The following is a 23,423-nucleotide window of genomic DNA, read 5'->3' as shown; positions in this document are numbered from 1 at the left end:
GGTCCGTGGCCAACCGCTTTTCTGTGGGAGCGAGCCTGCTCGCGAAGGCGGCCTCAGGTGCGTCGCAACCTATACTTGAATCATGGTTTTCGAGTGCTGGACATCCCGCCCGGTGCACACTTCAGGAAGCCGCCATCTTGAACCTGCGTTCGCTGATCATTGCCGTGCTGGTGGTGCTGGCAGGGTGCGCCACGCCGCCGCGTGCGCCAGTGGAAGTGGCGCCGGTCATCGTTCCCGCCAGCACCTGGCAACAGGTGGACCGGGAGATCGTCGCCGCGTCGCAGTCGGCCACCGAGCAGACCCGAATCTACGCCCGTGGAGCCATGGAATACTGGCGTACGCGGGTTTATGAACTGACCGAAGAAAATTTCATTCCGTGGTTCAGCAGCTACTGGACCCAGGAATGGCTGTCGATGAAGGTCAGCTGGTACACCATCAGCGCCAAGGGTGAGCAGGATGCCTCGGCCAAGCGCCTGGCGGCGTACCTGCTCGAGGCCTACCAGGAGAAGGTCCTGGCCCCGGTGGCGGCGGAAATCGATCCTGATGCGATTCTTGGCCTGGCAGCGGCATTCTACGTCGACATCCTCAAGGAAGAACTGCAGAAAATCTCCACCCGCCACGGCGTGCCGATGGCCCAGCTCAACGGGCGCATCCAGAAAATCCCGGCCATTGCCCTCGGGCCACCGCCGGCGCGGGACGCCTCGTTGTACCAGATCGTGCACACCGAATCGTTGAACACATTGCCGGCTTATGCTGCGTTGCTCGACAAAATCCACAAGGCCGGCGGTGACAGGGGCGTGGGTTCGACCGACACCGCGATGGCGCCGGTGGCCAAGCGCGCCAGCCAGCGCATGGAAGCCGAGATGGCCCCGCGCGGGGCCGCCAGTGCCGTGGCCGCTGCAGCCGGGAAACTCGCCGGCGGATTGATCACCGTCGGTGTGGCGGCCATTCGCGCGATCATTCAGGCCAATGACCGGCCGGACAGCGAAGCGCTGATCCGCAGCAGTCTGGGCAACACCTTCGACAAGGCCTGGATCAAGCTGGTGCAGAACCCGACCACCGGCGTCATGGCTGGCACGCTTTACATGGCGGGGCAGATCGAAGGGAATCTGGGCGGCGGCGCACCACCGCCGGTCGGTTTGAGTGCCGGCACTGTCGATTGGACGCCGGCGCAACCGACTACCCAGCAGAACACCCCATGACCCAAGGAGAAGCACTCATGTCTTATGTCGATGGTTTTATCGCTGCCGTACCCACCGCCAACCGTGGGCAATACCTTAAACACGCGGAAATCGCCGCCTCGGTCTTCAAGGAAAACGGTGCCTTGAGCGTGGTCGAATGCTGGGGCGAGGACGTGCCGGAAGGCAAGGTCACCTCGTTCCCGATGTCGGTGAAGCTCAAGGAGGGCGAAACCGTTGCCTTTGGCTGGATCATCTGGCCGGACAAGGCCACCCGCAATGCCGGGATGGACAGGATGATGCAGGACCCGCGCATGAAGCCGGACGTCAATCCGATGCCCTTCGATGGCCAGCGCATGGTGTACGGCGGGTTTGAAGTACTTCTCACGGCTTGATGCCGGACGCGGGATCACTCCGGCGTCGGGGTGATCCTGCAACTCTTGCGCTGGCGGATCTCGTCATCCGTCGGCCGCTCGTGGATGAACTCGAAGCGCGGCTCACCTTCGCTGTAATGCACCAGCCAGCCCCATTCCAGCTGGAGTTCATCCTGACCTGGCGCGGGCGGTCTGGCCCACCATGGCTCTTTGCTGATGATCTGTCGCATGGCCCCCCCTCCGGTTTTGGGATGCCAGAACTATAACGCGCCTTGTGGACGGTGCCAGAAATCCGCTGGCCGGCAGGCGGGCGTTGAGTACACTCAGACAGTCTTCCCACAAGGAGTGCGGCATGAACGACGAAACCCGCGAGCCGATCAAGCGGCTGTTCTTTGCGCTGGACTGCGCTCCGGCCCAGCGCCGGGAGATCGCCCAGTGGCGCAGCGCGCTGCAGCTGCGCCACGGACGACCGGTGTCGGCGGACAACTTTCACCTGACGCTGAAGTTTTTGGGCGCGGTGGGTGTGGCGCAGATCGCCGAGCTCTGCAACGCAGCGGGGGCCATCCGCACGCCGGGCGAGCGCTTGACGGTGGTGCTTGACCGGCTGGACGTATGGCGCAGGGCAGGGGCGCTGGTGCTCGCGCCACAGCAGGCGCCCCCGGCATTGCTGCGTCTGGTGTATGCCCTGGAACAGGCGATGTTGCCGTTCGGGCTGGAGGAGGCCCCAAGGGAGTATCGCCCGCACCTGACCCTGGCGCGGGACTATCGGGCGCCGGTGCCGGAGTCCCCGACTGCGCCGCAATTCTTCCTGCGTGCCGACCGGTTCACCCTGTTTGAATCCCACAAGGGTCGTTATCGGGCGCTGGCCGAATGGCCGTTGATGGATCCCGACCGCCGATAAAAAAAGTCCTTCACGCAATCCCGGAAACTGTAGGAGCCAGCTTGCTGGCGATGGACTCAAGTGCGCCGCGTTTGTCCAGCTCACACGCGTTATCGTTAACGACCATCGCTGGCAAGCCAGCTCCTACAGGGGACCTTGCCCGCGCTGAAAAACCAGTGAAGGCCCCATAAAAAAAGGCGCCCGAGGGCGCCAAATTCACCTGAACCGAGGGAGCCAGGTGAGGCCGTTCTACTTGCAGGAGAGGCAGCGGTGGTAAGGCGCTGCGTGAACGGAAATGGGTAGAGCTGAAATCTGTGCTGGATGTTCTGGCCTCATCGCGAGCAAGCTCGCTCCCACAGGGATAGCATGCCGTACCTGTGGGAGCGAGCTTGCTCGCGATGGCTATGTCAGGCTCAGCAGATCAATTGAGTGGATTACTGGCCGAGTTTCACCTTGGTCCAGCCTCGGGTCATGATTCGCTGGATGGCGATCGGCTGATCCGGTACGGCGTAGAGTGTGGCCATCACCGCTTCCGACGGGTAGGAACCCGGATCGTTGCGGATCGCTTCATCAACCAGTGGCGTGGCCGCCGCGTTGGCGTTGCTGTAGCCGATGTTGTTGGTGATGTCGGCGATCACGTCGGGGCGCATCAGGAAGTTCATGAACAGGTACGCGTTCTCGACGTTGGCGGCATCGCGCGGGATCGCGAGCATGTCGTAGAAACTGGCGGCGCCTTCTTTCGGGATGCTGTAGTCGATCTTCACCCTGTCCCCGGCTTCCTGGGCGCGGGCCTTGGCCTGCAGCACGTCGCCGGAGTAACCGACGGCCACGCAGATGTTGCCGTTGGCCAGGTCCGAGATGTATTTCGACGAATGGAAGTACGCCACGTTCGGGCGAATCTTCATGAACAGCGCCTCGGCTTGGGCGATGTGCTGTTTGTCCTGATCGTTCACCGGGTAGCCCAGGTAGTGCAGGGCGGTCGGGATCATTTCGGTCGGCGAGTCGAGGAAGCTGATGCCGCAGGCCTTGAGCTTCTCGGCGTTTTCCGGTTTGAACAGCAGGTCCCAGGAGTTGGTCGGGGCGTTGGCGCCGAGCACTTCCTTGACCTTGGCCGGGTTGAAGCCGATGCCGATCGAGCCCCACATGTACGGGATGGCGTGAGCGTTGTCGGGATCGCTCGCGGAGGCGTTTTTCAGCAGCACCGCATTGAGGTTGTTCCAGTTCGGCAGCTTCGACTTGTCCAGCGTCTGATAGACGCCGGCCTTGATCTGCTTGGCCAGGAAGCTGTTGGACGGCACGACGATGTCGTAGCCGGATTTGCCCGCCAGCAGGCGCGCTTCGAGGGTTTCGTTGCTGTCGAACACATCGTAGGTCACCTGGATGCCGGTCTCGTCTTCGAACTTCTTGACGGTGTCCGGGCCAATGTAATCCGACCAGTTGTAGACGCGCAGAACCTTGTCATTGGCCTGGGCGCCGGTGGCGATCGCGCCCAATAAGGACAGTGTCAGCAGAGTCCTGCCAAACATTTTCATCGGTACAACTCCATTTCTTTTTTATTCAAGATCACACGGCAAACATTTGTGGCGAACACTTGCGCGCTCCTTTGTAGGAGCGAGCTTGCTCGCGAAAAACTCAAGGACGCCGCGTTAATTCAGGTAGCCCACGTCATCGTTAACGTCCATCGCGAGCAAGCTCGCTCCCACAGGGGCGGCATCAGGCGGTGGCCGCTGCCATCTGCTTTTTCGGTTGTTGCCAGGATTCGCTGGCGGTCTGGTCCATGGCTTCCTGGATCGCGCGTTTGCGGGTGGCTTCGGCACGGCGGCTGAAGTACCAGACCATGAAGGTCACGATCGACACGGCCAACAGGATCAGGCTGGCCACGGCGTTGATCTCGGGCTTAACCCCCAGACGTACCGCCGAGAACACTTCCATCGGCAGGGTCGTGGAACCCGGGCCGGAGACGAAGCTCGCCAGCACCAGGTCATCCAGCGACAGGGCGAACGACATCATGCCGCCGGCCGCCAGTGACGGCGCGATCATCGGGATGGTGATCAGGAAAAACACCTTGAACGGTTTCGCACCCAGGTCCATGGCCGCTTCCTCGATGGACAGGTCCAGCTCGCGCAGGCGGGCGGAGACTACCACCGCCACATAAGCGGCACAAAACGTGGTGTGGGCGATCCAGATCGTCACGATGCCGCGTTCCATCGGCCAGCCGATCAACTGCGCCATGGCCACGAACAGCAGCAACAGCGACAGACCGGTGATCACCTCAGGCATCACCAGCGGCGCGGTGACCAGGCCACCGAACAGGGTGCGACCCTTGAAGCGGGTGACGCGGGTCAGCACGAACGCTGCCAGGGTACCCAGCGCCACCGCCGCGATGGCGGTGTAGCAGGCGATCTCCAGCGAGCGCACCACCGAGCCCATCAGTTGCGAGTTGTCGAGCAACCCGGCGTACCACTTGAACGACCAGCCGCCCCACACCGTCACCAGCTTCGAGGCGTTGAACGAGTAGATCACCAGGATCAGCATCGGCAGGTAGATAAACGACAGGCCGAAAATCAGCATGAACTTTGAAAATCCGAAGCGTTTCATCCCCGTGCCTCCATCTCTTTGGCCTGACTGCGGTTGAACAGCAGAATCGGCACAATCAGGATCAACAGCATCACCACCGCCAGGGCAGACGCCACCGGCCAGTCGCGGTTGTTGAAGAACTCTTGCCACAACACACGGCCGATCATCAGGGTTTCCGGACCGCCCAGCAGTTCCGGAATCACGAACTCACCGACCACCGGAATGAACACCAGCATGCAGCCGGCGATGATGCCGTTCTTGGCCAGCGGCACGGTGATTTTCCAGAAGCTGTTGAAGGTGCTCGAACCCAGGTCCGACGCCGCTTCCAGCAGGCTCTGGTCGTGCTTGACCAGGTTGGCGTACAGCGGCAGCACCATGAACGGCAGGTACGCATACACCACGCCGATATAAACAGCCGTGTTGGTGTTGAGGATCTCGATCGGGTGCGACGTCAGCCCGGTCCACATCAGGAACCCGTTGAGCAGGCCGTTGTTGCTGAGGATGCCCATCCACGCATACACGCGGATCAGGATCGCGGTCCAGGTCGGCATCATGATCAGCAGCATCAGCACGTTCTGCGCTTCCTTGCTGGCCTTGGTGATGGCGTAGGCCATCGGGAAACCGATCACCAGGCACATCAGGGTGCTGAACAGCGCGACCTTCAACGAACCGAGATAAGCCGAGAGGTACAGCTCGTCCTGGCCCAGCAAGGTGTAGTTGCCGATGTTGAGCAACAGCTGGAATTTCTGCTCGGCGAAGGTGTAGATCTCCGAGTAGGGCGGAATGGCCAGGGCTGCTTCCGAGAAGCTGATCTTCATCACCAGGAAGAACGGCAACATGAAGAACAGGAACAGCCAGATGAACGGAATCCCGATGACGAACTTGCGCCCGCTGGGGACCAGTCTCAGAAATTGCTGATTGAAGGTTTTCATGCGCGCAGTACCACGCCGCTGTCGTCTTCCCACCACACGTAGACCTGATCGTCCCAGGTCGGACGTGCACCACGGCGTTCGGCGTTGGCCATGAACGACTGGACGATCTTGCCGCCAGGCAGCTCGACGTAGAACACCGAGTGGCCGCCGAGGTAGGCGATGTCATGCACCTTGCCGCTGGACCAGTTGTAGCGGTTGTCCGGCTTGACGGTGCTGACCAGCAGTTTTTCCGGGCGGATCGCGTAGGTGATCGACTTGTCCTGCACCGAGGTGCTGACGCCGTGACCGACGTAGATCTTCTGCTCCAGGTCCGGGCTGTGGATGATCGCGTGACCTTCCAGGTCTTCCACCACTGTGCCGTCGAAGGCGTTCACGTTACCGATGAATTCGCAGACCATGCGGCTGACCGGTGCTTCATAGATGTCGACCGGGCTGCCGATCTGGGCGATCCAGCCCAGGTGCATGATCGCGATGCGCTGGGCCATGGTCATGGCCTCTTCCTGGTCGTGGGTCACCATCACGCAGGTCACGCCCACGCGCTCGATGATTTCCACCAGCTCCAGTTGCATTTGCGAACGCAGTTTTTTATCCAGGGCGCCCATCGGTTCGTCGAGCAGCAGCAGCTTCGGACGCTTGGCCAGGGAACGGGCCAGGGCCACGCGCTGACGCTGGCCGCCGGACAGTTGGTGCGGCTTGCGCTTGGCGTACTGGGTCATGTGCACCAGACGCAGCATCTCCTGCACCCGGGCTTCGATCTCGGCCGCTGGCAAACGGTCCTGCTTGAGGCCGAAGGCGATGTTCTGCGCCACCGTCATGTGCGGGAACAGCGCGTAGGACTGGAACATCATGTTGATCGGTCGTTCGTACGGCGGCATGTCGGTGATGTCGACACCGTCGAGCAGAATCCGGCCTTCGGTCGGGCGCTCGAAACCGGCGAGCATGCGCAGCAGGGTCGATTTGCCGGAGCCGGAACCACCGAGCAGGGCGAAGATTTCACCCTGGTGGATTTCCAGGGACACATCGTCCACTGCGGTGGTTTCGTCGAATTTCTTGGTGACGCGATCGACTTTCACCAGGACCTTCTTCGGTGCCTGGTGACCTTCAATAGCCTTCCTGTAAATGCTGGAGGCGTTTGCCATGTGAAACTCCCAACAGGTTTCAGTCGCCCGGCCAACACGGCCCGGCTTAATAGTGGATTGCAAACCCGTATCGGGGACTTCGGTCAGAGCGCAGACCCTGTGGGAGCGAGCTTGCTCGCGATGAGGCAGCCACATTCAACATTGATGGTGACTGTTCTACCGCTATCGCGAGCAAGCTCGCTCCCACAGGGATTTGCGTTTGTTGATCGAACTCTCCCATACCGCTCCGGGTTTATTCGGCGCCGCCATCCTGGCTGCCTGGTCGTACTTGTTGTTATTGCAGTGTGTTGTTTTCGCGAACGGGGCACGCAAAAGCGCCCGCCCGCTCGCGTTGGGCAGTCAATCGTTGAATGTGGATGCCGGGTCGTCAGCTCGAGTGACGCAGCGCCGCCCGTTGCCGGCAGGCTTCGCCGAACGCCTGGAAAATACTCAAGTAAGGCGGGTTGTTCAGAACCTGCCATTCCGGGTGCCATTGCACGCCGAGGGCGAAGGCCTTGCTGTGCTCGACCGAGATCGCCTCGATCAGGCCGTCCGGTGCGACGGCTTCGGCGCGCAGGCCGGGCGCGAGGCGGTCGATGCCCTGGCTGTGAATCGAATTGACCTGGAACTCCGGTGGCAGGTCCAGGGCTTCGAACACACCACCGGGCTGCACATTCACCGCATGGGCGGGAGCGTATTGCACGGCCAGGTCCGGGTGGTTGGCCTCGCGGTGATCGAGGAAGCCAGGGAGTTCATGGACTTTCTGATGCAGGCTGCCACCGAACGCCACGTTCATTTCCTGGAAGCCGCGGCAGATGCCGAGCACCGGAACGCCGGCAGCGATGGCTGCGCGGATCAGTGGCAGGGTGGTGCGGTCCCGTTGCGGATCGTGCTCCGTGCCGGGGGCGCTGTCGGGGCCTTGATAGTGGAAGGGTTCCACGTTCGACGGCGAGCCGGTCAGCAACAGACCGTCGAGCTGCGGCAGCAGGTCATCGATTTCGGTCAGTTCAGCCAAGGAAGGAATAACGACAGGCAGCCCCAGCGCCGCAACGCTGACAGCACGCAAGTACTTGTCGCCGCTGATGTGGTAGGGGTGCAGGCCAATCTGTTTGACGCACGCAGTAACGCCGATCAATGGCTTGAATGCCATTTTTATCACCTCGAAGTTTCACACTTGAACGAGCTTTTCTGGAGCTTAGCCTTGTTGATTTTAATTAACAACTCTCATGTAAAAAATTCTAAACGCCGCACGTCCGATCTTCAGGATTTATGCGTGTTTGAGGGCGTATCTGGCACTCTCGTCCTTCTGAGAGGCCCGAAAATAAACGTTGAAAGGCCAGGTGTTCGCTATTGACTTCACTTTGCCTTTCGGATTGACTGGGCTCGTGAAAGGGCGGTGAACATAATAATTAACAGTAAAAAATAGGTGCATCATGTCGGTCCCTCTGCGTGCCGTTCAACTCAACGAAGCAAACGCATTCCTTAAGAAATATCCTGAGGTTTTGTACGTCGACCTTCTGATTGCGGATATGAACGGTGTGGTGCGCGGCAAGCGCATCGAGCGCACCAGTCTTCATAAGGTTTACGAGAAAGGCATCAACCTGCCGGCGTCTCTGTTTGCTCTGGACATCAATGGCTCCACGGTGGAAAGCACCGGCCTGGGTCTGGACATCGGCGACTCCGACCGGATCTGCTACCCAATCCCGGGCACCCTGAGCATCGAACCCTGGCAGAAGCGCCCGACTGCGCAACTGCTGATGACCATGCACGAACTCGAAGGCGAGCCCTTCTTCGCCGACCCGCGTGAAGTGCTGGCCAATGTCGTGCGCAAGTTCGACGACATGGGCCTGACCATCTGCGCCGCGTTCGAACTGGAGTTCTACCTGATCGACCAGGACAACGTGAACGGTCGTCCGCAATCGCCGCGTTCGCCGGTATCCGGCAAGCGTCCGATGTCGACCCAGGTGTACCTGATCGACGACCTCGACGAATACGTCGACTGCCTGCAAGACATCCTCGAAGGCGCTAAAGAGCAGGGCATCCCGGCTGACGCCATCGTCAAGGAAAGCGCCCCGGCGCAATTCGAAGTCAACCTGCATCACGTGGCTGACCCGATCAAGGCCTGCGACTACGCGGTCCTGCTCAAGCGTCTGGTGAAGAACATCGCCTACGACCACGAGATGGACACCACCTTCATGGCCAAGCCGTACCCGGGCCAGGCGGGCAACGGTCTGCACGTGCACATTTCGATTCTCGACAAAGAAGGCAACAACATCTTTGCCAGCGAGGATCCCGAGCAGAACGCCGCGCTGCGACACGCGATCGGCGGTGTGCTCGAGACCCTGCCGGCGCAGATGGCGTTCCTCTGCCCGAACGTCAACTCGTACCGTCGTTTCGGCGCGCAGTTCTATGTGCCGAACTCGCCGAGCTGGGGCATCGACAACCGCACCGTGGCCGTGCGCGTACCAACGGGCTCGCCGGACGCCGTGCGCATCGAACACCGCGTGGCCGGTGCCGACGCCAACCCGTACCTGCTGATGGCTTCGGTATTGGCCGGCGTGCACCACGGCCTGACCAACCAGATCGAGCCGGGCGCCCCGGTGGAAGGCAACAGCTACGAGCAGAACGAGCAAAGCCTGCCGAACAACCTGCGCGATGCCCTGCGCGAGCTGGACGACAGCGAAGTCATGGCGCGCTACATCGACCCGATGTACATCGACGTGTTCGTGGCGTGCAAGGAAAGCGAGCTGGCCGAGTTCGAGAACTCCATCTCCGACCTTGAGTACAACTGGTACTTGCACACCGTTTAACGGCCTCGTGGATGGGTGGTGTACACAGAGTCTGTGACACCACCAGTCCCCTGTGGGAGCGAGCTTGCTCGCGATGAGGCCGTCACATTCAACATTAATAGTGACTGTTGCACCGCTATCGCGAGCAAGCTCGCTCCCACAGGTACTGCGGCAATCTGATCCATGACCGAATGGCATCAGTCCGACGATCACTTATCGAGTCACAACCATGACAAACACTCGCAGCGATTGGGAGCAACGCTTCCAGTCCCTCTCCATTGAAGGTCGCGCATTCATTGACGGCCAATACTGCGCGGCCGCCAGTGGCGCCACGTTCGAATGCTTAAGCCCCGTGGATGGCCGTTTCCTGGCGAACGTCGCCAGCACCGACGAAGCCGACGCCAATGCGGCAGTCGCTGTCGCACGCCGCACCTTCGAATCCGGTGTGTGGGCCAACCTGGCCCCGGCCGAGCGCAAGCGCATCCTGATCCGTTTCGCCGACCTGATCCTGGCGAACCAGGAAGAACTGGCCCTGCTCGAAACCCTCGACATGGGCAAGCCGATCAGCGACTCCATGAGCATCGACATTCCGGCGACCGCCAACGCGATCCGCTGGACCGCCGAAGCCATCGACAAGATCTACGACGAAGTCGCCGCCACGCCCCACGATCAGTTGGGTCTGGTGACGCGCGAAGCGGCCGGCGTGGTCGCGGCCATCGTGCCGTGGAACTTCCCGTTGATCATGGCTAGCTGGAAGTTCGCCCCGGCCCTGGCGATGGGCAACTCGTTCATCCTCAAGCCTTCGGAAAAGTCGCCGCTGACCGCGATCCGCATCGCGCAACTGGCACTCGATGCCGGCATTCCGAAAGGCGTGTTCAACGTCCTGCCGGGCTACGGCCACACCGTGGGCAAGGCGCTGGCCTTGCACATGGATGTCGACGTGCTGGCCTTCACCGGCTCCACGGCGATTGCCAAGCAGCTGATGATCTACGCCGGGCAAAGCAACATGAAACGCGTCTGGGCCGAAGCCGGGGGCAAGAGCGCGAACGTGGTGTTCGCCGACGCGCCGGATCTGCGCGCGGCGGCACAGGCAGCGGCCAGCGGCATCGCCTTCAACCAGGGCGAAGTCTGCACCGCCGGTTCGCGCCTGCTGGTGGAGCGTTCGATTCGCGAGCAGTTCATGCCATTGCTGGTGGAAGCCCTGCAAGCCTGGAAGCCGGGCCACGCGCTCGATCCTGCGACCACCGTTGGCGCGGTCGTCGACCAGCGTCAACTGGACAACGTGCTGCGCTACATCGGCATCGGCAAGGAGCAGGGCGCCGAACTGATCGCCGGCGGCAGCCGCACCCTCGAGGACACCGGTGGCCAGTACGTGGAACCGACGATTTTCGACGGCGTGACCAACGCCATGACCATCGCCCGGGAAGAAATCTTCGGCCCGGTGCTGTCGGTCATCACCTTCGACACGGCTGAAGAAGCCCTGGCGATTGCCAACGACAGCATCTTCGGCCTGGCCGCCGGCGTCTGGACCCGCAACCTGAGCAAGGCCCACACCTTCGCCCGTGGCTTGCGTGCCGGCAGCGTCTGGGTCAACCAGTACGACGGCGGCGACATGACCGCGCCGTTCGGCGGGTACAAGCAGTCGGGTAACGGTCGGGACAAATCGCTGCACGCGTTCGACAAGTACACCGAGCTCAAAGCGACCTGGATCAAGCTCTAACAACAATAAAGCGGCGGTCGCCGGCAACCTGCGGCGGCCATCGGAGAAATGTATGAAACACAGCTCTAGCAATCAACAGCATGTAAACAGCTACTACGCCGCCACCCGCAACTTCACCGGCGATTTCCCGGTGCTGGAAGGGGCGGTGGACTGTGACGTCTGCGTGATCGGCGCCGGCTACACCGGCCTGTCCTCGGCGCTGTTCCTCGCCGAAGCGGGCTACAGCGTGACCGTGCTCGAAGCAGCCAAAGTCGGCTTCGGTGCCAGCGGTCGCAACGGCGGCCAACTGGTCAACTCCTACAGCCGCGACGTCGATGTCATCGAAGAGCGCTACGGCGACAAGACCGCCGAAGTGCTCGGCAGCATGATTTTCGAAGGCGCCGACATCATTCGTCAGCGCATACAGCACTACGACATCCAGTGCGATTACCGTCCCGGCGGCATCTTCGCGGCGATGAACAAGAAGCAACTCAAAGGCCTGGCCGAACAGAAGAAGAGCTGGGAGCGCTATGGCAACAAAAACCTGACACTGCTCGGCGAAGCCGACATCAAGCGCGAAGTGGGTTCCGATGCGTACGTCGGCGGCCTGCTGGACATGCAGGGCGGTCACATTCACCCGCTGAACCTGGCCCTCGGCGAAGCCTCGGCGATCATCGGCCTGGGCGGCAAGATCTACGAGCAATCGGCGGCAGTGGAAATTACCTACGGCGAGCCGATCACCGTGCGCACTGCCAAAGGCTTGGTGAAGGCCAAGTACCTGCTGATCGCCGGTAACGCCTACCTGCCGCAGGGTCTGGACAACCGCGTGACCAGCAAGAGCATGCCGTGCGGTTCGCAGATCGTCGTCACCGAGCCGTTGTCGGAAAAGCAGGCCCGCAGCCTGATCAAGAACAACTACTGCGTCGAAGACTGCAACTACCTGCTCGACTATTACCGCCTGACCGCGGACAACCGCCTGCTGTACGGCGGTGGCGTGGTCTACGGTGCGCGTGAACCGGACGACATCGAGCAACTGATCCGCCCGAAAATCCTCAAGACCTTCCCGCAGTTGAAGGACGTGAAGATCGACTACCGCTGGACCGGCAACTTCCTGCTGACCATGTCGCGCATGCCGCAATTCGGCCGTATCGAGAAAAACGCCTACTACATGCAGGGCTACAGCGGCCACGGCGTCACCTGCTCGCACCTGGCCGGCAAACTGATCTCGGAAATGATCCGTGGCGACGCCGAGCGTTTCGACGCGTTTGCCTCCTTGCCGCACATGCCAATGATCGGCGGGCGCACCTTCTCGGCACCGCTGACCGCCCTGGGCGCCGTGTACTACTCGCTGCGCGACCGTTTCGGCATCTAAGCTTTACCTCGCCGGCGGCATCTCCCCAAAGGGTGCCGCTGGTTTTTTATCCGAAACACCGCTACCCCCTGTGGGAGCGAGCCTGCTCGCGAAGAGGCCATATCAGCCAAAACAGATGTCGCCTGACACACCGCTTTCGCGAGCAGGCTCGCTCCCACAGATCGTTTTTTTCTGCCGTTTATCGAACCTGCTGAGCATTATGAACAAACGTGATTTAATAGCCGCCTTTCACGTTTCCGGGACCGGAAAACGGCGTGATCCGCGCCTGTACTCCACCCATCCATTATCCCTGTAGGAGCGAGCTTGCTCGCGAAAGCGGGTTGGCACATAAGGCTGTCATGGACACGGGCTCACGACTCAAATTAGTACGCGAAAGCTACAAACTGTCCCAGCGCGAGCTGGCCCGGCGTAGCGGCGTCACCAATGCAACCATCTCCCTGATCGAACAGAATCGGGTCAGTCCTTCCGTCAGCTCCCTGAAGAAACTGCTGGAGGGCATCCCCATGTCCCTGGCCGACTTCTTCACCTTCGATCAGCCACCCCGCGAACACCAGTACGTTTTCCGCGCCAACGAACAGCCCGACCTCGGCCGCCATGGCCTGCGCCTGCTGCTGATCGGCGCGTCCGTACCGAGCCGGCAGATGCGCCTGCTGCGCGAGCAATACGCACCGGGCGCCAGCTCCGGCGAAGAGCCGATCGTGCATTCCGAAGGCGAGGAGTGTGGGTTGGTGACACGGGGTACGGTTGAGTTGACCGTGGACGGCCAGGTGAGTGTGCTGAACGCCGGGGATGGTTATTACTTCCCGACGACCTTGCCGCATCGGTTTCGCAATATCGGGGCGGATGAGGCGGAAATCATCAGCGCCAACACACCGGCGAACTTCTGATAAGCGCTTTGCGGGCAGGGTTCATCAGGAACCGGCCTTTAAAACCCGCATTTGATGCGGGTTTTTTGTCATTCGAATCGGGTTACAGCCAGGCATCTTGAAGTGCAGCGCTGGTCATTTGCGCTGCTCAAGACGAAACACTGCACCCTTTGCGGGTTATCTCGATCTGTTGGTAATCGGCGCGCGTTTCTTTCTGCAGAGTGGCCAACAGAGACAAAGTGGCTTGCGGATCATTGAGCGGTAATGTCTTGAGTACCTCGACATCAACCTCCCACCACTTGCTGTTGATCAGCGCCTCAATCAACTCGGGTGTGTGCCGATACTTGACGATTTTTGCCGGGGTGCCAGCAACAATGGCGTACGGCGGCACGTCATGGGCAACCAGGGCGCGGGTGGCGATGACAGCGCCGGTGCCTATGGTCACGCCTTCCAGGATCATCGCGCTATGGCCGACCCAGACGTCATGCCCAATCGTGATGTCCGCAACCTCCGGGTCGTAAGCCAGCGCAGTGTCGGTATATTGAAAGGGATGTGAACTGAGCCAGTCCAACGGATGCGAGCTCTTTTGCTGGCCGATAAAACAGCTGCTGCCAATGGAACAAAACCTGCCAATGGAGGAGACCGCCGAAAGGACGCAGTCACTGCGGATATAGGTATGCGCACCGATTTCCAGCTTTTTTGACTCTATGACCACATGCCCAAGGGTCACGCCTTCTTCAATGGTCAGTGTCGATCTTTTGTGCAGTGACAATACACCGCCCGCCACTTTGCATTTGTGTTTGCGAATCCATCTTTTCCAGTAACTATTTCGCAAATAACTGATTATTTTTTTCATGAAAAGCTGTCTTGGATATCCGTTATAGGGCTTGGCCTGGCCCCATGAGCCAACAGTCGAGTCTAAATGAATCGGCCGGGGAGATGGATTTTTTAGATGTTTTTCAATAATCGCTTTTATGCCTCTCAGTCTGCGGATGGGTGCTGTAGCCAACTGAACGATGGCCATTGAAAAATGTCACTGCTGCTTCGGCACCTCAAACCCCCGCTGCTCAATCACCCCAAACACATCCCGCACATCCTGCAGCAGAATTCGCGAAATGTTGCTGACGGTGTTGATGTCGTTTTCGGCGTAGTCGGGGAGGCTGGTGCAGGCCATGAGGTTGAGGTATTGCAGGACCGCGTTGAGGCGTTCGGCGGCGCAGTTGTGGAGTTCGCGCAGCGGGGCGTCGTTGTCGATGAGGAGGACGGGGTAGCTGGTGGCGATTTGTTTCATGGGGGTGAAGCGGCGGGGCGGGTTGTTCATCATTTTGATATTCACTCAAAAAATTAATGAAGCGCCACCTGCTTGCTGCGAATCAATTGGGTGGCAGCTGTACGTGGGTTCGCAGACCGAGGAAGCAACCCAAAACCCGGCAGATCCGAAGATCTCCCACGTACAACCGCCATAAAACGTAAAGCCGGCGCAGTTTGCCAGAATTGTTGTTTGACGGTCTAAGGCTTGTTCCTTCGGGCTGCGAAACCCAATCGCCAACTCAAGTCAGCGACGGGCGCACATTAGGCGTCGATTTTCAGCGCTGCAACCGACCTGTAGGACGCCAAATCCCCTCCGTGGCGAGGGAGCTTGCTCCCGTTCGGCGGCTCTGCCGTCGTAAAACCGGGTGCTGCAATGTGTCTGAGGAAATGAGTTGCAAGGGATGAGGGCCGCTTCGCAGCCCGGCGGGAGCAAGCTCCCTCGCCACAAAGGGGCAAGTCCTACAAGTTTTTCAGACATCAAGATTGAACGTTCGTCGGATGGCGGGTTGCTACCATCGCAATTGCCAGCCGATATCAACACGGCTGCTAAGCTTGGTCGTTGCAGTGTCCGAGCCCCATTCCTGTTCGCGCTGCAAGGGTAATCACGGAGTACGACATCCATTCCTGTCGGCAACCTGCACGGAGGCAGGCGATGGTGATCATGAGCATGGCCGATTCGACGGCGGCGGGGGTTCCCGAGCCGCTCGATCGGGAAGAAATCGAGCGGGTGCTGGCGCTGTTGCTGGTCAGCCCGTTGTTTGCCAAGTCCAGGCGCATGGGCAGTCTGTTGCGCTTTCTGGTCGAGCACGACCTTCAGGCTTGCAAAACGCCGCTGACCGAACACGCCATCGGCCTCGCGGTGTTTCGTCGTGACCCGGCAGTGTATTGCACGGGTGACGATCCGGTGGTGCGAGTGCAGGTGGGGCGTTTGCGGCGCAAGCTCGCAGCGCATTACGCCGGCAACGGCCAGCAGGATCCGGTGCGCTTCAGCATTCCACCCGGGTGTTATCGCTTGACCTATCAGCGGCTGCGGCCCAAGGGCGTCGGCACTCGCCATCCTGTGGTCCAGATCCAGCCGTTTACCTGCCTCACCCGCGATGGCGATGACTTTACCCGAGGCTTGTGCGAGGAGTTGAGCTGCCGCCTGTTCGAGTCGTTCGAGCAGGCGCAGACCGGGACCAATCATGTGTTGATGCGGGTGGCACGCAACAGCGAACCGGTACCGGACTTCAAGCGTGGCGGGCGTTACAGGTATTGCCTGGAGGGCAGCGTGCGGGTCGAGCCTTCGCGGGTGCGAGCGTCATTGCGCCTGGTGGATGTGGCGCAGGGGCGGATTCGCTGGTCGGCGCAGTTCGATCGTGATCGACCCTATGGCATCGCCACCCAGGAGGACCTCGCGCAGTCGATCTGTCGCTCGCTGACGGGCTACTTCGCCACGGCGGGCAAAGAAGGGTGAAAGGGCAACCGCAAGGTTGCCCCGGGATGACGGTTACACGGTTTTCCACTGACCGCCTTCGTAAAGGCGACCTGCGGTGTTATCGAACGTCAGGTCGATTTCGATCGCCTTGGAGCGTGAGGTACTGAACATGGTGCTGGTCTGCACGTTCTGTTCGAACCACACGAGGATGGTTTCCACCGGCGTCAGTACGGTATTGCCGGTGACGACCTGGTTTACGGCCACGTAGATGGGCGTACTGACCTGATTGCCATCAATGCCGGTGGACAACTGGTTGACCCCCGGATGAATCGGCGCGTAGTCGTTCACGAAAGTCAGGGAAATGTCCGGGCCACCGGTTACCGCCTGGCTCAGCAGGCCGTGTTCATCAAGTGTCGAGGTTTGCCCCAGGCCAATGTTGACGATATTGGTCGAGACTCTGACTTGCACGTTTTCCTTGAATACGTTGGAGGCGAACAGCTGATATTGCGGGGTCCAACTGAACTCGTTGTTGCTCAAATACGCATCGTAGGACTGCCAGACCACGTTGTAGTCTTCGGTGCCCACTTTCTTGGCAAAGCACAGCTTGTAGCCGGACTTCTTCAGCAGCGTCAGGTCGCCGGGGGCGATTTCGATGGTGACGGTTTTTTGCGAAGCCGCCAGGGCCGACCTCAGTACCCGGCCGTAATCCGACGCCTTCAGTTGCGTTGCACCCATGATCGATTTGACGGCTTCTTGCACATCATTGTGAAGCTGCTGGCTCTGTTGGCTGACAGCGATTGATTTGCTCATGGTTTCCCTCTTCCTTGGTGGTGTGTTGGGCAAGCAATGGGCTGCTGGCGCTTGGCGCTGCAGTGCATTGACGATTTCACTCTAGGGTCGAGGGGCAGGACGGCTAAGTGTCTTGGTGTTACAAGCGGGTATCGGGGCTGTATCAGGGTCCGGGTCAGCGGGGCAGCCGATCGGCCGCCCCGCCTTGACCTCAGGCGGCCCGGGCATCGGCCCAGACGAAGTTCCAGCTGGTGCGTTTGCCCTTGGCGATCTCGATCAGCTTGTTCTCGTACACCGTGTGATTGACCACGCCGGTGTAGGTCAGGGTGCGGGCGGCATTGTTCCCGGTGACCTCGCCCGGCTGGCCGCCCGACTCGACCATGGCTTTTTTCATGTCGGCATCCGACGGGGCGCTGCTCTGGTTTTTTTCCACTTTGACGAAACTCATGATTCACCTCTTCCGTGATGGGGGGGATCGGTGCTGGTGCGGGCCGACAAGTCGACGACCCTGTTTCACACCGACGGCCATACTTTATTGGCCCGTTCGGTGGCGCAGAAGTGACAACTGCGGCGCTGAGGTAACAGTCGGGAAACAGCGCCATGCATTGACGTATCTGCGACGTATCAAGCGGGGGTGAGCGTTTCGGATGGGAAGGGTGAGGACCGGCCGGGTCGCAAGGGCCGCTTCGCAGCCCGGCGGGAGCAAGCTCCCTCGCCACAGTGAGTGATTTTCTGCGTGATTTTCGGAGGGCGGGATGAGCGGATCGTTGCGCCCGATGACCCGAAGGAACCAACTCCGTCAATGGCGTCTAAATTTCAGGGAACATTCCCGCCACGAAGGAACGACTCATGATCAAGTCTCGATCGTTGATTGCAGCAATCACCTGTTTGGCCCTGGTCAGCGGCTCAGTGACTGCGCTGGCTGATCCAGGAAACGGCCAGGGCAACAACAAGGCCAGCCATGGCAACCAGGGCAGTCATGGCAACAAGAACAAAAATTCCGGCGGCGGGGACTGGAGTCATGGCCCCAGCATCAATCGCAGCAGCGTGCTCGAGATCATTGGCGCCAGCACGGGCTACTGGAGCCCCGGGCCTGCCTTGCCACCGGGTATTCAAAAGAACCTTGCGCGAGGCAAGCCGCTTCCACCCGGCATTGCCAAAAAGCTGGATGGCCGGCTGGTCGGCAGGTTGCCCCACTACGACGGTTACGAGTGGCAGCAAGTCGGCACGGATCTGATCCTGGTCGCGCTGGCCACCGGGCTCGTCTATGAAATTCTCAACGGTGTGTTCGATTGATGTGTGAGTGGACTTCCAGCCGCCTGTCGTCGGGCTGGAACTGTTTGAGGGATATCGCGTCATAAACCACGCGATATCAACCTCCTACGGAAGCAATCATGCTTTTCAAAAACAAGAGTCTCGTTGCTGTAATGTCATGCGCCATGATGCTTGCAGCCGCCCCTATGCTGCCTGATGGCCTGTCGATCATGGGTTCCGCCTACGCGAAGGACGGCGGTGGCGGTGGCGGTGGAAACGGTGGTGGCGGCGGTGGTAATGGCGGCGGAAACGGTGGAGGCCACGGCGGCGGAAACGGCGCAGGTCACGGCGGCGGCATGGGTGGCGGACACGCCGGCACAGGCCACTCCGGCAGTAATGGCCGCGGCAACGGGCTGGACAGCGACCATGCTGGCAAATCCGTGCGCGACCATGGCCTGAGCGGGAACCACTACGGTAGTGAGCGCAACGATGACAACGGTCACGGCACCACGACCTCAGGCATCGCCCATTCCAAGGATACTCGCGGCCTCTCCAAGGCCAGGGCTATTTCGGCCTCGACGCCGGGTGAACACAACACCAAAGGCTTGAGTAAAGCCGGGCTGTCGACCTCGAAAAAAACCCATTGAGTTCGCAGCAGTACGAGCAGTTTCAGAAAAGCCAAAAACCCGCTGAAGAGCGGGTTTTTTGCGTCTGGCATTTGATCGCCGGACATTGCGCAGCACATTTCTCACCCGGCCTGTCATGGGTTTTCGGCACTGAAGCTGGCCGCACACCGGGCCAGGCACGGACAGAAAACGAGCCACCCGGACACATCGCGCAGTGATTTGCGTTTGCGGGCGATTTGTCATGTTCAGCGCCATTTCAATGTAGATATTGGTCAGCCCAACGTGATTCCAATGAGGCTGCCCTGTGTTCCAACGACTTGTGTGTTCGCTGTCTGTTTTGAGTCTGTCCATCGCTGCCGCCCAGGCGGCCGAGACTGTTCCCCTCAACACGCCACGCCTGAAAAGCATCGACAATTTCCGCGATGTCGCCGGTCTCACCACGGCGTACACCACAGCCAACGACGGCACGATGCGTGGCGGGGTGTTTTACCGCTCCAATGCGTTGACGCCGTCGGCGGCGGATCTGGCGACCCTCAACGGCCTGGGCATCAAGGCGGTCTACGACCTGCGCACACCCACCGAGATCGCCGCCACGCCCGACACAATGCTCACGGGCGCGACCTACAGCAACATCGACATCATCGGCGGCTCCACGTCTGGCGCGAACGTCACCAACGTCGCGTTCCACAGCGCCGCCGAAGCCACCGCGATGATGCAGGACACCAACCGTGATTTCGTACGGAACGCGGGGATGCGCAGCGAGTTCAACCAGCTGTTCAATGAACTGGCCGCGGTCGACGGTGCCGCGCTGTTCCATTGCACTGCGGGCAAGGACCGCACGGGCTGGACGGCCGCTGTGCTGCAAAGCATCGCCGGGGTCGACGATGCCACCATCATGAGCAACTACCTGGCCACCAACGACTACACCGCCGCACGTATCAAGGCGACCCTGGCGGCGATGCCACCCGGCATGGCGACCATCTATGGGCCGCTGATCGGTGTGGAGGCCAGTTACCTGCAAGCCGGGCTGGACCAGGTGACCGCGCAGTACGGCACCATGGACAACTACCTCAAGCAAGGCCTCGGCCTGTCCCAGGAAACCATCTACGTGCTGCGCGGCAAGATGGTGTTCTACAACAGCCTGCCGGGCGCGGCGGACCTTGCCGGCAACGCCGCGGCCGGCGCGCAGCTGTTGCAACAACTGCAGAACAGCAACCTGTCGGGCACCTACAGCGCCTACAACTACTACCTGCAATCGGCCATCGATGCGCGCAGCCTCGGCGGCGTCGAGTCCACCATTGGCGGCCAGGTGCATGCCGATGCTGCCAGCTACCTGCTGCGCCAGGGCGCGATGATCGATCAGGCCGCTGCGCCCTTCACCAGCGGCACCGACCTCAAGACCGGGCAATATCGCCTGTGGAGCACCGCCCTGGCGGGGTATCTGGGCACTGACGGCTCGTCTCAGGCCTCCAGCAGTAACGAGCATAGCCAGGGCCTGATGATTGGCCTGACCCAGCGCTTTTCCGAACAGCTCAGCGCCCATGCCGGCTTCGGCTACAGCCGCGGCAATGTCGGTGGCGCCGGTGGCGAGGCCGATACCGACCTGACCTTCTTCAGCGTGGGTGCCCGCTTTGCACCGAGCGGTCTGGAGCGCGGCCTGTTTGTGGATGCCGACGCCAGTGCCGGTTATCTCGATTACGAGAGCAAGCGCGAACTCGGCGGCGGCCTGGGCACGGCCAAGGGCGACAGCCATGGCAACCTCACCGGCGCGACCCTGGCCGTGGGCTACCGGGTTCCGGTGAACGGCGTGACCCTTGAGCCAAGCCTCGGTGTGCGGGTCAGCCATGTCAATCTGTCGGGCTTCCAGGAAAAAGGCAGTGAGCTGGCGCTGGACGTCGATGGCATCCACGAGACCCGCAAGAGCGCGGTGGCCAACCTCAATGCATCCTTTGCACCGGTCAGCCTGGGCGCCTGGCAACTGGTGCCGGGGGTGCAAGTGGGCTACGAGCATGTGCTGGGCGACGCTGAAGTCGACAGCGAAGGGCACCTGCTGGGCCTGGACATCGAGCAGCAAGCCGCCTTCGACAACCGTGACCAGTTCACCGGTGGCGTCAACGTCATGGCCAACCTTGGGCCATGGAGCGTGGGAGCAGAAATCGGCGCCAGCGGTGGCGGCGACAGCCACGGCTTCAATGGCGGGCTGAAGGCCAGCTATCTGTTCTGACGGGAAGCCACTCACTGGAGATCCTTGTGGGAGCGAGCCTGCTCGCGAATACGTCGTCACATTCAACATCAGGGTGACTGACGCACCGCCATCGCGAGCAGGCTCGCTCCCACATGGGTTCATTGCCATACCTGAATCCCCGAGGGTTCAGAGCATTGCTGAATCCATCGGCCGCGTTCGCACACCCTTTCTCACGTCTGCGGGACTGATGCCGTAGGCGCTCTGGAAGTACTGGCAAAACCGCCCGACGTTGCTGAAGCCGTATTGCAAGGCCACGTCTGTCACCGACGGCGCCGCCCCCTGGGACAGCGCGGCAAAGGCGCGCTCCAGGCGTACCTGGCGCTGATAGGCAACGATCGAAGTGCCCATGAAACGCTGAAAACCTTCCTGCAAGGCGCGCAGGCTGACATGGGTCAGTTGCGCCAGCTCCGTGCCGCTGGCCAGGTGGTCGGGGTGCGCCTGGATGTATTCGACGGCCAGCTTCACATGCCGCGGCGCTATCAGGGGAGAAGGGCGCCGGAGGGCCTCGGTGAAGTTGTGCGGCCAGGTTTCGAGCACCGCATCGACCAGCATTTCGCGAAGGCGCGAAGGCATCAGCGAACCGCTGTTGATCAGCAGGTCGAACTCGCTGCCCGTGGCCAGTTCGATCAATGCCCGGATGCCCTGCAAGGCCGATGCCCTCAGATCCACCACTGGTTCGAAATGCACCTTTTGCAGGATGGGTTTGCCCAGCAGCGTCGACAGGCGCTCGGTGATCAGCCGACGGCTGATCGAAATCCCGTGCTGTGCGTGGTTATCGACAAAGCGCGCCGAGCGGACTTCGGCCTTGTCGATCGCCAGGCCGATCTGCGCGAAACCTACCGACTCGGTGACGTGGTTGAAGATGATCTTGCCGGCGGTAGGAATGACGAAGGTGATTTCATCCAGGGGCGCGGGAAAGTCCACGGTGAAGTCGCCGCGATAGTGCATGCGCCGAAAACTGACACCTTCGTGCCGGCCATAGACCCCGCCGATGATGATGTTTTTCGGCGGTGGCGGGGAGTCGGCATACAGGTTGCCGAACAGGTTCGAGAACAACGCGCCAAAGTCGTCGCAGCTCATGTCGTTGGACCTGATGATGATTTGCTTGCGCGTCGTGCTTGCGTACACCTGAAGTGTCACCTTGAGCGGAGGGGCAAAGCCCTGGTACAGGGAACTGACGATCGGAGATCGAGCGGATGCGGTTCGGGAAAGCGTCAGGACGTTATCAGTGAGTAATGACAGGTTTGTTACCGGTTGTTGCTGATGTCGCCGCCGGCCCCCGTTTCCGTTCACCCGACGCCACCGCTCGCACCGGACAACCGGTGGCACGAGCGGTACCGGGGCGTGGGCTGGCCTGCACTGGCCAGGGCTATTTCACCGGCTCTGTCGCCTTGATATCCCCGCAAAAGATATCGACGTTGCCATCGGTCGCCGCCGTTCGCACGACCACCGAATACTTGCCGTCAAGCAAGGTTTGCAACTGCACGGGTGCGGTCCTGGTAAAAGACCAGCCGCGTATGGGTTGGCGTTCGGTGTTGACGGTGTCGTTCATCGCGTAGGCGACTGACCCGGGTTGCTCGCAGGTGCCGTTATTGATGAACGAATAAAGGCGCAGGGGCAGGGTAACCCCGGTTGGAGCACCGCTGATGAAGAAACTGAGCCCGGTTTTCTTGTCCCAGTCGGTCAAGGTGACGGTGCCGATCTGACCCGCGTTTTGCCGGGTGGCGACCAGGTTGAGGTTCACGCCGTGGTGCGAGGAAGTGGCGCAGCCGAAAAGGCTTGCCGCCACCATGATTGCTGCCAGAGAGGTCTTGAGCTTCATTGCCAAACTCCTGAGTTGAAGAACTGCAATGGGGGGAATTAGCGGGTATAGCTCATTTACCGCCTTCATGACGTCGTCCATATAAGGCTTTCCATTTTTGCGCGCAGATGCTGGGGCGTCTGTCTCCTTCTCCAGGCATGTGGCGGCGTAGCCGTGCAAACCGGCTACATTTGT

The 23,423-nt window shown here is 60.8% G+C and carries 23 protein-coding genes; 11 read left to right on the top strand and 12 right to left on the bottom strand.

Annotation, left to right across the window (positions count from 1 at the left end; translation table 11 throughout):
- The first annotated feature begins 137 nt into the window (after positions 1–137).
- Positions 138–1,202: a hypothetical protein gene (locus AC3WJW_RS23520; protein ID WP_493727587.1), complete on the top strand. Its 1,065-nt coding sequence runs from the start codon at positions 138–140 to the stop codon at positions 1,200–1,202.
- A 17-nt stretch (positions 1,203–1,219) separates the two neighbouring features.
- On the top strand, positions 1,220–1,573 hold the full coding sequence (locus AC3WJW_RS23515) for a DUF1428 domain-containing protein (RefSeq protein WP_102701220.1): 354 nt from the start codon (positions 1,220–1,222) through the stop codon (positions 1,571–1,573).
- A 14-nt stretch (positions 1,574–1,587) separates the two neighbouring features.
- Here the strand turns inward: AC3WJW_RS23515 and AC3WJW_RS23510 are convergent, their stop codons facing one another.
- Positions 1,588–1,782: a hypothetical protein gene (locus AC3WJW_RS23510; RefSeq protein WP_007975251.1), complete on the bottom strand. Its 195-nt coding sequence runs from the start codon at positions 1,780–1,782 to the stop codon at positions 1,588–1,590.
- A gap of 122 nt (positions 1,783–1,904) precedes the next feature.
- Between AC3WJW_RS23510 and thpR the strand changes: the two genes are divergently transcribed.
- Positions 1,905–2,453 (top strand): RNA 2',3'-cyclic phosphodiesterase, encoded by a 549-nt coding sequence (gene thpR / locus AC3WJW_RS23505; protein WP_493727649.1) that lies wholly within the window; start codon positions 1,905–1,907, stop codon positions 2,451–2,453.
- A gap of 413 nt (positions 2,454–2,866) precedes the next feature.
- Here thpR and AC3WJW_RS23500 read toward each other — a convergent pair whose 3' ends face one another.
- The 5 genes from AC3WJW_RS23500 to AC3WJW_RS23480 all read right to left on the bottom strand — a co-directional run bounded on the left by AC3WJW_RS23500 (position 2,867) and on the right by AC3WJW_RS23480 (position 8,209).
- On the bottom strand, positions 2,867–3,964 hold the full coding sequence (locus AC3WJW_RS23500) for a polyamine ABC transporter substrate-binding protein (protein WP_493727586.1): 1,098 nt from the start codon (positions 3,962–3,964) through the stop codon (positions 2,867–2,869).
- A 181-nt stretch (positions 3,965–4,145) separates the two neighbouring features.
- Positions 4,146–5,030 (bottom strand): ABC transporter permease subunit, encoded by an 885-nt coding sequence (locus AC3WJW_RS23495; RefSeq protein WP_015095584.1) that lies wholly within the window; start codon positions 5,028–5,030, stop codon positions 4,146–4,148.
- Positions 5,027–5,941 carry an ABC transporter permease subunit gene (locus tag AC3WJW_RS23490; RefSeq protein WP_102701223.1) on the bottom strand — a complete coding sequence of 305 codons (915 nt, stop codon included), beginning with the start codon at positions 5,939–5,941 and terminating at the stop codon, positions 5,027–5,029. Before AC3WJW_RS23490 ends, AC3WJW_RS23495 begins: the two co-directional genes overlap by 4 nt.
- The gene (gene potA, locus AC3WJW_RS23485; RefSeq protein ID WP_007982155.1) at positions 5,938–7,080 is read right to left on the bottom strand and encodes a polyamine ABC transporter ATP-binding protein; all 1,143 of its coding nucleotides are present in this window, start codon (positions 7,078–7,080) and stop codon (positions 5,938–5,940) included. Before potA ends, AC3WJW_RS23490 begins: the two co-directional genes overlap by 4 nt.
- A 367-nt stretch (positions 7,081–7,447) precedes the next feature.
- A complete protein-coding gene (locus AC3WJW_RS23480) occupies positions 7,448–8,209 on the bottom strand; it encodes a gamma-glutamyl-gamma-aminobutyrate hydrolase family protein (RefSeq protein ID WP_493727585.1) in 762 nt (253 codons plus the stop codon).
- Positions 8,210–8,492: 283 nt separating this feature from the next.
- Here AC3WJW_RS23480 and AC3WJW_RS23475 point away from each other — a divergent pair, with 283 nt between their 5' ends.
- From AC3WJW_RS23475 to AC3WJW_RS23460, 4 genes are all read left to right on the top strand, one after another.
- Positions 8,493–9,869 (top strand): glutamine synthetase family protein, encoded by a 1,377-nt coding sequence (locus AC3WJW_RS23475; RefSeq protein WP_493727584.1) that lies wholly within the window; start codon positions 8,493–8,495, stop codon positions 9,867–9,869.
- A gap of 208 nt (positions 9,870–10,077) precedes the next feature.
- A complete protein-coding gene (locus tag AC3WJW_RS23470) occupies positions 10,078–11,568 on the top strand; it encodes an aldehyde dehydrogenase (RefSeq protein WP_493727583.1) in 1,491 nt (496 codons plus the stop codon).
- 52 nt (positions 11,569–11,620) lie between these two features.
- Entirely contained in the window at positions 11,621–12,919 is a 1,299-nt protein-coding gene (locus AC3WJW_RS23465) for an NAD(P)/FAD-dependent oxidoreductase (RefSeq protein ID WP_493727582.1), read from the top strand.
- Positions 12,920–13,257: 338 nt separating this feature from the next.
- Positions 13,258–13,806 (top strand): cupin domain-containing protein, encoded by a 549-nt coding sequence (locus AC3WJW_RS23460; protein ID WP_007975263.1) that lies wholly within the window; start codon positions 13,258–13,260, stop codon positions 13,804–13,806.
- Between the two features lie 127 nt (positions 13,807–13,933).
- Here the strand turns inward: AC3WJW_RS23460 and AC3WJW_RS23455 are convergent, their stop codons facing one another.
- Together AC3WJW_RS23455 and AC3WJW_RS23450 are read right to left on the bottom strand one after the other, a co-directional pair.
- On the bottom strand, positions 13,934–14,641 hold the full coding sequence (locus AC3WJW_RS23455) for a CatB-related O-acetyltransferase (RefSeq protein ID WP_493727648.1): 708 nt from the start codon (positions 14,639–14,641) through the stop codon (positions 13,934–13,936).
- 177 nt (positions 14,642–14,818) lie between these two features.
- Positions 14,819–15,109 (bottom strand): fructose-bisphosphate aldolase, encoded by a 291-nt coding sequence (locus tag AC3WJW_RS23450; RefSeq protein ID WP_493727581.1) that lies wholly within the window; start codon positions 15,107–15,109, stop codon positions 14,819–14,821.
- Between the two features lie 639 nt (positions 15,110–15,748).
- Between AC3WJW_RS23450 and AC3WJW_RS23445 the strand changes: the two genes are divergently transcribed.
- On the top strand, positions 15,749–16,552 hold the full coding sequence (locus AC3WJW_RS23445) for a hypothetical protein (protein WP_493727580.1): 804 nt from the start codon (positions 15,749–15,751) through the stop codon (positions 16,550–16,552).
- Between the two features lie 33 nt (positions 16,553–16,585).
- Here AC3WJW_RS23445 and AC3WJW_RS23440 read toward each other — a convergent pair whose 3' ends face one another.
- Together AC3WJW_RS23440 and AC3WJW_RS23435 are read right to left on the bottom strand one after the other, a co-directional pair.
- Positions 16,586–17,323: a hypothetical protein gene (locus AC3WJW_RS23440; protein WP_493727579.1), complete on the bottom strand. Its 738-nt coding sequence runs from the start codon at positions 17,321–17,323 to the stop codon at positions 16,586–16,588.
- 190 nt (positions 17,324–17,513) lie between these two features.
- Entirely contained in the window at positions 17,514–17,750 is a 237-nt protein-coding gene (locus AC3WJW_RS23435) for a hypothetical protein (protein ID WP_218504226.1), read from the bottom strand.
- A 401-nt stretch (positions 17,751–18,151) separates the two neighbouring features.
- Between AC3WJW_RS23435 and AC3WJW_RS23430 the strand changes: the two genes are divergently transcribed.
- From AC3WJW_RS23430 to AC3WJW_RS23420, 3 genes are all read left to right on the top strand, one after another.
- Entirely contained in the window at positions 18,152–18,598 is a 447-nt protein-coding gene (locus tag AC3WJW_RS23430) for an anti-virulence regulator CigR family protein (RefSeq protein ID WP_493727578.1), read from the top strand.
- 98 nt (positions 18,599–18,696) lie between these two features.
- On the top strand, positions 18,697–19,203 hold the full coding sequence (locus tag AC3WJW_RS23425) for a hypothetical protein (RefSeq protein WP_493727577.1): 507 nt from the start codon (positions 18,697–18,699) through the stop codon (positions 19,201–19,203).
- Between the two features lie 283 nt (positions 19,204–19,486).
- Positions 19,487–21,406: a tyrosine-protein phosphatase gene (locus AC3WJW_RS23420; protein WP_493727576.1), complete on the top strand. Its 1,920-nt coding sequence runs from the start codon at positions 19,487–19,489 to the stop codon at positions 21,404–21,406.
- A 147-nt stretch (positions 21,407–21,553) separates the two neighbouring features.
- On the opposite strand, the gene AC3WJW_RS23415 is transcribed toward AC3WJW_RS23420, so the two are convergent.
- On the bottom strand, positions 21,554–22,507 hold the full coding sequence (locus AC3WJW_RS23415) for a helix-turn-helix transcriptional regulator (RefSeq protein WP_493727575.1): 954 nt from the start codon (positions 22,505–22,507) through the stop codon (positions 21,554–21,556).
- A gap of 289 nt (positions 22,508–22,796) precedes the next feature.
- On the bottom strand, positions 22,797–23,249 hold the full coding sequence (locus AC3WJW_RS23410; RefSeq protein ID WP_493727574.1) for a hypothetical protein: 453 nt from the start codon (positions 23,247–23,249) through the stop codon (positions 22,797–22,799).
- Between the last annotated feature and the right edge of the window lie 174 nt (positions 23,250–23,423).

This window comes from Pseudomonas sp. GW821-FHT07G06 (assembly GCF_058986625.1).
This window is presented reverse-complemented; position numbering and strand designations above follow the sequence as displayed.